The organism is Bacteroides coprosuis (assembly GCF_020741705.1).
In the GTDB taxonomy this organism is placed as follows: Bacteria; Bacteroidota; Bacteroidia; order Bacteroidales; family Bacteroidaceae; genus Bacteroides_E; species Bacteroides_E coprosuis.
Genome location: NZ_DYYK01000043.1, coordinates 1 through 11,789 on the forward strand (window position 1 = coordinate 1; position 11,789 = coordinate 11,789).

An 11,789-nucleotide genomic window follows, 5' to 3' on the forward strand; every position below is an offset into this window, starting at 1 on the left:
TATATTATTGAAAAGTAATAGAGAATATTTTTCGGACCCTGTTTGTAAATATGGATATTTTCGTGGAATAGAAACTTATAATTTTGTTAGAGATATTACAGCACGGTATGAGATATACAAACAGAAAGTACCCATCTAGCTTTTATTCAGTTTCCCTTTTCTTAGAATATCAAATAATCGTTTACTCCAAACTACTATAATAGCGAAGCTCACTCTTGTTATGATTATAACCCATATATTGATTCCTAAAGCCACAAACAACACCGTATCCTCAAGAAGAGAATGAGATATTGCCATGTGATGATTCACCATGTCAGCTTCTTTTTTTGTCACCTTACCATCTTCAATCATCTCGACCATAACAGCTCCACCATATGCTAAACCTACGACATTACCTACAATCCATAGGAATGGTGCATTATCTGATAATCCAAAAATACGCATCAATGGAACTAAAGGTTTACTGATTCTTTCTATCCAATTAAACTCTATTAAAATTCTCTGTAATATCATTAGAGCTGTAACGATCGTTACAAGAATAATAGTAAGCTGAATGGATGAATAAAACCAACTGCTAAAAACATCAGTTAAACTTAAATACTCTTCTACATGCTGAGAAAGTAAAAAAGGTGCATCATTCACAGGAAGTACTTTATTCAAAACATAAGCTACTACAAAAGCCATTGAGATACGTAATGTCATCATCCAAGAAAAAGAAGATCCTGTTTTCTTGGTTACAGCACATTCTACAAAAAGGTTATGTGCGATTAAGCACATGATAGATATAATTGTAGCTTCCCGAAGTGTCATACTCAAAGAAGCCATCACAGCAATTGAGCCGTACAGAGGAACAAAAATACTAGTGACAAAAATGATAGCGAGGCTACCAGGTAGCCCTATTAAATTGAATAATGGGTGTAAATAGGTAGATAGATATTCAATGAATCCATAATAATCAAGAATACGCACGCCAAGAGAAATAGGCAACATAATCTTCAATAACCAAACACATGTTTTATACGATCTTGGAAGAGAATCAATGACACTTTTTTTGAGTCTCTGAATTATTTGATTCATAATCTATGGTGCTCTATTGCTTAAACATTCTATCTATCTCTCTGCGGGCATCCTTTTCTTTCAAAGACTCTCGTTTATCATATTGCTTTTTACCACGAGCTAATGCAATGACCAATTTGGCTAATCCTTTTTCATTGATAAAAAGGCGAAGTGGCACGATAGTATTACCAGTTTCTTTTGTTCCTCGTTGCAGTTTTTCAAGCTCTTTCTTATTTAACAAGAGCTTTCTGTCTCTACGCACCTGATGGTTATTAAATGAACCATAAAAGTATTCAGTTACATGCATATTTTTAACCCACAGTTCATCTTCGTAAAAAACACAGAAAGTATCAACAAGACTAGCTTTACCATTACGAATAGACTTTATCTCTGTTCCAGTCAGTACGATCCCTGCGGTATATGTATCGAGTACTTCATAATCAAAAGTAGCTCTCCTGTTCTTTATATTTATATTACTTTGTTTCATTCGATTTATTCTATTCTTAATTCATAAAGTTCATCAACTTTCCAAACACCAATTGGATTAGCATAGGAGCAAAGAAAATTGAAAAGAAAAAGATCAATGTGATTTTCAACCTTAGTTCTTCTTTATGCTTGATATATAAAGGTATTCCCTCCCATAAAATATACACGGCATAAAATTGCATCATATAAGCTATCAACCTTAATTCAGGAAGAACTCCTACTATTATAGTCTGTAAAAATATTAAAACAAAGCTATAACCAATTAGTTTTAAACTAATCGTTCTATCTACTTCAATAGAGAATGCATTTGAAAGTATTTTTTCTACTATAAAGCACGACAAATATACTCCACCAAATAAAGCGATAATGATGGTACAACAATAAGTTAAAGCATCTTGAAACACTCCATATGCTTTCTCAGCATCACTACTAAATAGCCTACCCAGAAATACGGATAAACTAGATATAGCAAGCAAAGGGTAAACAAAAGATGTCAACACCTCTTGTTTACCCTCACTTTTAATTTCTTTCCAAGCCTGAATAGGTTTGGTTAATAATAATAGAATACGTTTAAATAAATTCTTATAGTCCAAAATTAATCTATTTTTATCTTAAACTCTGGCAAATCCTTGTCTCCTTCGCCAAGTTTATTTGTTTTAATTTTTACACTGATAGAGTCTGACAAGTCTAAATCAGGATATTTAGTCATAAGATACTCTCTGGGTACTCGATAACTAAGGTTCATAGATAACTGATTAGAACCAATACTTCCATTTACCTCTTTTCTAGTATCTACAAGACGCAAATCTAAGGTATTATCTTTAGCTTCTTCAATGAATAACGAAAAATCCTTCATAACAGGAGCGTTAATATTATCATAGTAGAAACTTACACCAACAGTGATATAATTATGAATACCCCATGGTTTTACTACATCTGCAAAAGGAGTAAAATCACCTTCATTTAGATCCAATGTATCTGACTTTAAATTAAAATCCAATACAGGGATCAACTGAAATTGCTCAATTTTAATTTGAGTTGTTTTTCTAGTCTTTTGCACTTCATCCACATAAGAAAAATAAATGATAGCTCTTTCTGGAATAACTGTTTCTCCAGCTTCATTTTTTAATTGAAGCACTTCCGAGTTAATAGCAGAATACCTATTACCGCTATCTCCTAACAAGTCTTCAACATAAAGGCCATTGTTGACTATTGTCATAAATTCACCCCCATCTATACTTGTCCCACCACTATTGGAATCAAAGCAAGACGTTGTAAATATTAATAAGAAGCTAAGTGCTAGAGTAAGAAGAATACTAGTTTTTTTCATGATACACGATATTTAAATTCAATTATATTTTTAATACTTACTTCTCCTTTTTCAAGGTTCTATAATTATTAAATGATAAGAGAACTTAAATACTGCATCTATTCTTTAACTATAGTTGCAAAATCTTCAATATGATCATCTACATAGCTCGCTATGAGTGTAGTAATTAATTCTTCCTCTTCAAAAAACGTTTCTTCTATTTCATCAAAAGCTTCATATTCTTCATACATCGCCATAAATTCTTCTTCAGTTCTTTCTTTTACCAAATCTACTTTATGAACGTCATAAATTTCTTTAGCCCTATATATTAACTTTGAAAAATCTTTCAATCCCCAAAGACGCATTGCTTTAGCAAAAGGATTCTCAAAGATATAAGGTCCATATCCATTTTGAATCAGCTGACAAAATCCTCCAACCATAACCTCATCTAAAAAGTAATGATAAGCCAATAAGGTATGCTGATCTCCATTTAAAGCACCCATTTTATCAGAGGTTAATTCTCCTAAAAGAGCAGCTTTATAGCTATCCGTAAAAATTCTCAAAAAGCTATCCATACCCTCAGCTGCAGCTTTCTGAATATCCTTCTCTTTTATTTCAACCATATTTATTTCTATTTTGTAGCAAAGATAAATGTTTTTCAAGTCATTGTCTCCTATTTTCAAATAAAAAGAGTGTAAATTAATATGCTAACAAGCCATAATTGGCAACTCTATATTACAATATTAAAGTCTTATAGGCTTGAAGGTTTAACGTTTCAAAAAAGTATCTTTTCTCAATTTGTATTGAAAAATAAAACAACTACCTTTGTGTTCCATTCAAAACGACATATTAAAACAGGCTACATATTTTTAATATATAATTATAAATAGAGTTAATTATGACTTATTCACACGAAGTGGAACACATGTGTGTTGTAAAACAAGGTCCAAACCACGGACCAGCTCCAATTCCTGAAGAAGGTAAATGGGTAAAATCAAAAGAAATTGTTGACATTTCAGGTTTAACTCACGGTGTGGGTTGGTGTGCTCCTCAACAAGGTGCATGTAAACTTACATTAAATGTTAAAGAGGGAATCATTCAAGAAGCACTTATTGAAACAATAGGTTGCTCTGGTATGACTCACTCTGCAGCTATGGCTTCAGAAATCCTTCCTGGAAAAACTATTCTTGAAGCATTAAACACAGACTTAGTTTGTGATGCTATCAATACTGCAATGCGTGAACTTTTCCTACAAATTGTTTATGGTCGTACCCAATCAGCATTCTCTGAAGGCGGTCTAACAATTGGTGCAGGTCTAGAAGACTTAGGTAAAGGTCTACGTAGCCAAGTTGGTACTTTATATGGTACATTAGCTAAAGGTCCTCGTTACCTTGAAATGGCTGAAGGCTACATCAAGACTATCGCATTAGATGAAAATGATGAAATCTGCGGATACGAATTTGTACACATGGGCAAATTCATGGATGAGATTAAAAAAGGCACAGATGCTAACGAAGCTTTGAAAAAAGTTACCGGTACATACGGTCGCTTCACTGAAGAAACTGGTGCAGTTAAATTCATCGACCCACGTCAAGACTAATCAATTAAGGAGGAAAACAATTATGGCATTATTTGAAAGTTACGATCGTCGTATCGAAAAAATAAACGCAGCGTTAAACGCTAACGGAATTAAAGATATCGAAGAAGCTAAAGCTATTTGTGCTGGTATTGGTATCGATCCATACAAAACTTGTGAAGAAACTCAACCTATATGCTTTGAAAATGCTAAATGGGCATACGTAGTAGGTGCTGCTATAGCAATCAAAAAAGGTTGCAAAGATGCTGCAGAAGTTGCTGAAGCTATTGGTATTGGTCTTCAAGCATTCTGTATCCCTGGATCTGTTGCAGAAGATCGTAAAGTAGGTATCGGTCATGGTAACCTAGCAGCTCGTCTTCTTCGCGAAGAAACTAAATGTTTTGCATTCTTAGCTGGTCACGAATCATTCGCAGCAGCTGAAGGTGCAATTAAAATTGCTGCAAAAGCAGACAAAGTACGTAAAGAACCACTTCGTTGTATTCTTAACGGTCTTGGTAAAGATGCAGCTCAAATCATCTCTCGTATTAATGGCTTCACTTATGTTGAAACTGAATTTAATTACTATACTTCAGAACTTACAGTAGTTAAAGAAATCGCATACTCTAACGGCGCTCGTGCAAAAGTTAGATGCTTCGGTGCTGACGATGTAAGAGAAGGTGTAGCTATTATGCATCACGAAGGTGTTGACGTTTCTATTACAGGTAACTCAACTAACCCAACTCGTTTCCAACACCCTGTTGCTGGAACATACAAAAAAGAATGTATGGAGTTAGGTAAGAAATACTTCTCTGTAGCTTCTGGTGGTGGTACTGGCCGTACTCTTCACCCAGACAACATGGCTGCAGGTCCTGCATCATACGGTATGACAGATACTATGGGACGTATGCACTCTGATGCTCAGTTTGCTGGTTCTTCTTCTGTACCTGCTCACGTAGAAATGATGGGATTCTTAGGTATGGGTAACAACCCAATGGTAGGATGTACTGTTGCTGTTGCAGTAGACGTTGCTACACACTTATAAGAATTTATTCATTATATAGATATGTAAAAGGGATATTCCATGGAATATCCCTTTTTTTATTCCAGATCCTCACAGTCAATTATTATTCATCAGTGTGAATAATAATTGATTAATCTTTTTTCACATCAACTATTTTAAAGATACCAACAATACATATACAACTAATAATCAACGTATTAAAATAGAAACAAGATATATTACAGACTTATACATTATATTTTTTATATCTTTTTTCTTATTTAGATGCAGTAATTATCATCCGAATGCATTTTACTATTGAAATCGATTTAAAATACAGAACTGAATTCAGCTCACAAAAATTTTCTTAAACCATAAAAATTACAAAAATGAAATCTTTAAAAAATTTTCATAAAACTCTATTTGCTGTAGCTGTACTTTGTTTAAGTGTAGGATTTGCATCATGCTCTGATGACGATGATGATCCAGTAGCTCCGGGTATTGAAGAATTAATGGGTATGCCAGGTACTTATAACGGATCTGTAACGGTTCTAACTCCACGAGCTGACGAATCTGAACAACCAGCTAAAGATCTAACACTCGTTGTTACAAAAGATAAAGAACTAAAATTTAACAATTTCCCAATTAAAGATATCATATATAGTTTATATGAAACAGCAGAAGAAGCTGATGCTGTTCTTGAAGAAATAGGTAATTTAGAAAAGAACTTTTCTTTTGAAACGAAAGAAATATTAGAAGAGGAACAACAAATTAAATTTGATGTTGACACTGAAGATATTGAAATACCTTTGGAAAATGGTGTGATTATTAAAATTGCACTAGATGATAATGAAGAGTTAGGTCTTTATGCTAAAAGTGAAAATACTGGAAAAATCACATTCAAATTATCTTATAAAGCAGAAAAAGTCACTCCTGCCGAACCAGAAGCAAAAGAAGATTCGACTCCAACTGAGCCAACAAAATCAGGTATATATAACTTTAGTTTTGAAAAAATTACTAAATAATTTTATTGATTTAAAATTCATAAATAAAGAGGATAGTAAGATATTGAATCTTGCTATCCTCTTTGTATTTTAGAGTAAATCTTGCTGCTAAAACAGTGTAAACACATAGGTGTATGAGAATATCATGTCGGTGTCATCGTATCATCATGACACCGACATGATGATACGATGACACCGATATGTCTTTATCATATTAGTATCCCTATAATTTAAAAATCAAATAAAACTCATTAGTATTATCTGAATAAAAAATAATATTCAACTCCTAGAAGAACAAGTGTTGATGAAACAATCCTATCGAAAAACAAATCTAATAGGAATCTTCTTAAAGGATCAAAAAAACATGAAATAATCATTTATCTTAATTATTAAGGATTGATGACTGACATCTATTGAGCTTTTAGGATTAATATACTAGCGAATTGTTACAAAATCGATTCCTTTTTATAGAAAAAGTCATACCCTTTCTTTATCTTTGCTTATATTGAAAATATTTGTTCAAAATAATATACTATGAAAGATTTTCTTAAATACACATTAGCCACAATAACAGGATTATTCCTTACTGGAGTTTTACTGTTCTTTTTCCTGTTTTCTGTAGTAATAGGTAGTATTATTTCGTCTTCAGACAAAGACGTAATTGTAAAAGAATCATCTGTTCTTGAGCTAAAACTAGAAGGGACTCTTAGTGAAAGAGCATTAGAAAACCCTCTAGCTGATCTTTTTGACATAAATCCACTTAATTCTAGCCAAAGTTCTGTGGGACTAAATGATCTATTAAGTTCAATAAAGAAAGCAAAAAATCATTCTAATATCAAAGGTATATATATTGAAGCAAAAAACTTGAGTGCTTCTTTTGCCTCACTCGAAGCAATTCGAAAAGCACTTATCGATTTTAAAGAATCAGGAAAATTTATTATTTCATACGCAGATCAATACACACAAGGACTTTATTATTTGGCTTCAGTAGCTGATGAGGTACATCTAAACCCTAAAGGAGGACTTCTATGGGCAGGATTAGCTGCACAACCTATGTTTTATACTACTCTTTTAAAAAACATAGGTGTAGATATGCAGATTTTTAAAGTGGGTACCTATAAATCTGCTGTAGAGCCTTATACAGAAACAAAAATGAGCCAAGCCAACAAAGAACAAGTTTCTGTTTTTCTAAATGATATTTGGTCACATATTGTATCAGGAGTATCTACTGCTCGTAATATCTCACAAGAAAAACTTCAAGAATATGCTGATAAGATGGTACTTTTTCAGCCCACAGAGTTTGCTTTAAACAATCATTTGGTAGATAAGCTTTCATACCGCTATGATGTTCAGAATGCTATAAAAGAAAAACTTAATGGAGAAAAAGCAAATTACATTTCATTCAAAAAAATGAAACATGTATTCATCCCGAAAGATCAAACAAAAAAGAAAGATGGAAACATCGCTATATATTATGCTGAAGGAGATATTGTAGATGCAAGCAACAAGTTTGCTTCTGCTATTGTTGGTGAATCTGTTGTAAAAGATTTAAAGAAATTAGAGGAAAACGAAAACATCAAAGCTGTTGTACTTAGAGTCAACTCCCCAGGAGGCAGTGCTTATGCTTCTGAACAAATATGGAAAGCTGTAGTAGATCTTAAAGCTAAAAAGCCAGTAATTGTTTCTATGGGTGATTATGCAGCTTCGGGTGGATACTATATATCTGCAGCTGCCGACCATATTATAGCAGAACCTACTACCTTAACAGGATCAATCGGTATTTTTGCCATGATTCCTAGCTTTGAAAAAGTAGCAAATAAAGTAGGACTCAACTTTGATGTAGTCAAAACTAATAAACATGCAGATTTTGGTAGCATCTTCAGAAATTTCAATGCAGATGAAAGACAACTACTACAGTTTTATATTGAAGAAGGCTATGGTCTATTCATAAAAAGATGTGCTGATGGTAGAGGTATCTCAGAAGAAGAAATTCGCAAAATTGCTGAAGGTAGAGTATGGACCGGTGCTAAAGCTAAAGAAATCGGACTTATAGATGAACTAGGAGGACTAAATGATGCTTTAGAATATGCAGCATCTAAGGCAGGTCTTACTACCTATAATGTAAGAACTTACCCTACACAACCAGACTTCTTTGAACAACTTCTGCAAATGACTTCACAAGATATGGTGAAAACTTACATAGAAAACAGTAAATTTAAAGACTTATTTAATCAAGCTGAATATATAGAACGTCTTTCAGAAGATTCTTTCTTACAAGCAAGACTCCCCTATATTCTAAATTTTCAATAAGCATATAACAAGAATAATCTTTTAGATGAACAATCAGAATCATCACATACAAATAAAAAAATGGCTTAGTCCTATTTCGTTTTTATACGGAATAGGTGTTAGGCTACGTAATAAACTCTTCGACTGGAATATTTTAAAACAGCAAACCTATAAGCTACCTATAATATGTATTGGCAACATCACTGTAGGTGGAACAGGTAAAACACCCCATACAGAATATATTCTGTCTTTGTTATCTGAAAAACATAACACAGCAGTATTGAGTAGAGGCTATAAACGAAAAACAAAAGGATTTGTATTAGCATCTGCCAAAAGCACTGCTGAAGACATAGGAGATGAACCTTTTCAGATTAAGCAAAAATTCCCAAATGCAACGATAGCTGTTGATGCAGATAGAAGAAGAGGTATTGAACATTTAATAAAGAGTAAAGATCCAATAGTCGAAGCCATTTTACTAGATGATGCCTTCCAACATCGGTATGTAAAAGCGGGTTTAAATATATTGCTTACAGATTATCATCGATTAATCTGCGATGACAAACTTTTACCCTCTGGTTTGCTAAGAGAACCAATATCTGGCAAAACAAGAGCAAATATAGTTATTGTTACCAAATGCCCAGACGATATAAAGCCAATAGACTTTAATATTATAGGGAAAAGACTAGATTTATACCCTTTTCAAAAATTATACTTTTCTACCTTTAAGTATGGAAATTTATATCCTGTATTTAAGGAAGATAAAGCCCAAAAGATAGACTTAGAAAGTCTTAGCTCCTATGATAGCCTTTTATTATTAACTGGTATTGCCAACCCAATCTACCTTCAAGACGAATTAAAAAAGTATTCCGATACGATTACATATCAGAGCTATAAAGATCATCACGATTTTACAACTAGAGATATTAAAGATATTGAAGATAAATTTTCATCATTATCAGGTGATAATAAGCTCATAATAACTACAGAAAAAGATGCGATGAGATTATTAAGTAATCCTCATCTCAGCTCAGATATAAAAGATTGTATATATGCTATCCCTATTGAGATAGAAATATTACAAGAAAAACAATCAGTATTTAATCAAAATATTTTAGACTATGTTAGAGAAGATAAAAGAAACTGCTAGTTTCCTTAAAAACAAGATGACTACAAAACCTGAAACTGCAATTATTTTAGGTACTGGCTTAGGAAGCCTTGTGAATGAGATTGAAAACAAATATGAAATTTCATATACTGAAATCCCTAATTTCCCTGTTTCAACAGTAGAAGGTCATAGCGGAAAACTTATTTTTGGACAACTTGGAGGTAAAGATATTATGGCTATGCAAGGCCGTTTCCACTACTATGAGGGCTACTCTATGAAGGAAGTTACTTTCCCTGTAAGAGTAATGAAAGAACTAGGTATCAAAACTCTATTTGTATCGAATGCATGCGGTGGAATGAATCCTAATTTTGAAATTGGCGACTTAATGATTATTACAGATCACATCAATTTCTTCCCAGAACATCCACTAAGAGGTAAGAACATATATGGCGATCGTTTCCCAGATATGAGCCAAGCTTATGACAAAGGTCTTATTAACCAAGCTAAAGAAATAGCTAAAGAAATGAAGATTACTGTCAAAGAAGGAATTTATCTAGGTACACAAGGACCTACATTTGAATCTCCTGCTGAATACAAAATGTTCCACATTTGGGGTGCTGATGCAGTAGGTATGTCAACTGTTCCTGAAGTTATAGTAGCAAACCATGCTGGTATCCGTGTATTTGGTTGCTCAGTAATTACAGACTTAGGTGTTGAAGGAAAGATCGTTGAAGCTTCTCACGAAGAAGTACAGATTGCTGCTGATGCTGCTCAGCCAAAAATGACAGCTATTATGCGTGAACTTATCAACAGAGCTTAAATAACGGATGGGAACAGAAATATCAACTATCGGTGAATTTGGACTGATTAAGAGGCTTACAGAAGACATAAAACTAGTTAACTCATCTTCTATTAAAGGAGTGGGTGATGATGCTGCTGTTCTTTCTTATCCATCTGACAAACGGATTTTAGTTACTACAGACATGCTAATGGAAGGTGTTCACTTTGATTTAGTGTACACTCCCCTCAGACATTTGGGATATAAATCTGCTGTAGTCAATTTCTCGGATATCTATGCTATGAACGGTACTCCTAAGCAGATTACTGTTTCTATTGCAATCTCTAAACGCTTTGAAATAGAGCATATAGATGAATTCTTTAGTGGAATCAAATTGGCTTGTGAAAACTATGGAGTAGATATTGTAGGTGGCGACACTACGTCATCTCTTACTGGTTTTGCAATTAGCATTACCTGTATCGGAGAAGTAGACAAAGATAAAATCGTATGCCGCGATGGAGCAAAAGAAACAGACCTTGTATGTGTTACAGGAAACCTAGGCGCATCTTATATGGGTTTACAGCTTCTAGAAAGAGAAAAAGCAGTATTTAGAACAAGTAAAGCAGATGATATTCAACCTGATTTTGCGGGTAAAGAATATATCCTAGAGCGACAACTCAAACCTGAAGCTCGAAAAGATATTATTGAAGCTCTTGATAAGGCTGGAATTATACCTACCTCAATGATGGACATATCAGACGGATTATCTTCTGAATTACTACACATTTGCAACCAAAGCCAAGTAGGCTGTAGAATCTATGAAGAAAATATTCCTATAGATTATCAAACAGCAGTTATGGCAGAAGAGTTACAGATGAGCCCTATGACAGCTGCTCTTAATGGAGGAGAAGATTACGAGTTGTTATTCACTGTGCCTCTAGCTAATCACGAAAAGATAAGTTCTATTCCTGGAGTTAAATTACTAGGTCATATTACTAAAAAAGACTTAAGTGCCGCTTTAATCACAAAAGATGGTAAAGAATTAGAGCTCCAAGCGCAAGGATGGAACCCTTTAATAAACAAATAGTTATACTACAATTAAAAGGAGTAGAAAATAAATGTCAACATTTTCTACTCCTTTCTTTTAAAATTTATTTGTAGATCAAATTTATTTACCTATATTTGC

The 11,789-nt window shown here is 33.5% G+C and carries 12 protein-coding genes; 7 read left to right on the top strand and 5 right to left on the bottom strand.

The window, feature by feature from the left end; genetic code table 11:
• Nucleotides 1-135: 135 nt before the first annotated feature.
• The 5 genes from K8V80_RS02715 to K8V80_RS02735 all read right to left on the bottom strand — a co-directional run bounded on the left by K8V80_RS02715 (nucleotide 136) and on the right by K8V80_RS02735 (nucleotide 3,474).
• Nucleotides 136-1,077, bottom strand: a complete 942-nt coding sequence (locus tag K8V80_RS02715) for a nucleoside recognition protein (protein WP_006744179.1) — start codon at nucleotides 1,075-1,077, stop codon at nucleotides 136-138.
• Nucleotides 1,078-1,090: 13 nt separating this feature from the next.
• Entirely contained in the window at nucleotides 1,091-1,543 is a 453-nt protein-coding gene (gene smpB, locus K8V80_RS02720; protein WP_006744178.1) for an SsrA-binding protein, read from the bottom strand.
• 16 nt (nucleotides 1,544-1,559) lie between these two features.
• Entirely contained in the window at nucleotides 1,560-2,135 is a 576-nt protein-coding gene (locus tag K8V80_RS02725) for a YIP1 family protein (protein WP_276775301.1), read from the bottom strand.
• Between the two features lie 2 nt (nucleotides 2,136-2,137).
• Nucleotides 2,138-2,872, bottom strand: a complete 735-nt coding sequence (locus tag K8V80_RS02730; RefSeq protein ID WP_006744176.1) for a hypothetical protein — start codon at nucleotides 2,870-2,872, stop codon at nucleotides 2,138-2,140.
• Nucleotides 2,873-2,970: 98 nt separating this feature from the next.
• The gene (locus K8V80_RS02735) at nucleotides 2,971-3,474 is read right to left on the bottom strand and encodes a DMP19 family protein (RefSeq protein WP_006744175.1); all 504 of its coding nucleotides are present in this window, start codon (nucleotides 3,472-3,474) and stop codon (nucleotides 2,971-2,973) included.
• A gap of 275 nt (nucleotides 3,475-3,749) precedes the next feature.
• Here K8V80_RS02735 and K8V80_RS02740 point away from each other — a divergent pair, with 275 nt between their 5' ends.
• The 7 genes from K8V80_RS02740 to thiL all read left to right on the top strand — a co-directional run bounded on the left by K8V80_RS02740 (nucleotide 3,750) and on the right by thiL (nucleotide 11,690).
• Complete coding sequence (locus K8V80_RS02740; protein WP_276775304.1) at nucleotides 3,750-4,451, top strand: iron-sulfur cluster assembly scaffold protein; 702 nt, start codon at nucleotides 3,750-3,752, stop codon at nucleotides 4,449-4,451.
• 22 nt (nucleotides 4,452-4,473) lie between these two features.
• Nucleotides 4,474-5,469 (top strand): GGGtGRT protein, encoded by a 996-nt coding sequence (locus K8V80_RS02745; RefSeq protein ID WP_006744173.1) that lies wholly within the window; start codon nucleotides 4,474-4,476, stop codon nucleotides 5,467-5,469.
• 347 nt (nucleotides 5,470-5,816) lie between these two features.
• Nucleotides 5,817-6,452, top strand: coding sequence for a DUF4840 domain-containing protein (locus K8V80_RS02750; RefSeq protein WP_276775307.1), 636 nt, complete (start codon nucleotides 5,817-5,819; stop codon nucleotides 6,450-6,452).
• Between the two features lie 513 nt (nucleotides 6,453-6,965).
• Entirely contained in the window at nucleotides 6,966-8,741 is a 1,776-nt protein-coding gene (sppA, locus tag K8V80_RS02755) for a signal peptide peptidase SppA (RefSeq protein WP_276775308.1), read from the top strand.
• A 25-nt stretch (nucleotides 8,742-8,766) separates the two neighbouring features.
• Entirely contained in the window at nucleotides 8,767-9,867 is a 1,101-nt protein-coding gene (gene lpxK, locus K8V80_RS02760; RefSeq protein WP_276775309.1) for a tetraacyldisaccharide 4'-kinase, read from the top strand.
• Nucleotides 9,839-10,645, top strand: a complete 807-nt coding sequence (locus K8V80_RS02765; protein ID WP_006744169.1) for a purine-nucleoside phosphorylase — start codon at nucleotides 9,839-9,841, stop codon at nucleotides 10,643-10,645. Before lpxK ends, K8V80_RS02765 begins: the two co-directional genes overlap by 29 nt.
• A 7-nt stretch (nucleotides 10,646-10,652) precedes the next feature.
• Nucleotides 10,653-11,690 carry a thiamine-phosphate kinase gene (gene thiL / locus K8V80_RS02770; protein ID WP_006744168.1) on the top strand — a complete coding sequence of 346 codons (1,038 nt, stop codon included), beginning with the start codon at nucleotides 10,653-10,655 and terminating at the stop codon, nucleotides 11,688-11,690.
• The last annotated feature ends 99 nt before the right edge of the window (nucleotides 11,691-11,789 follow it).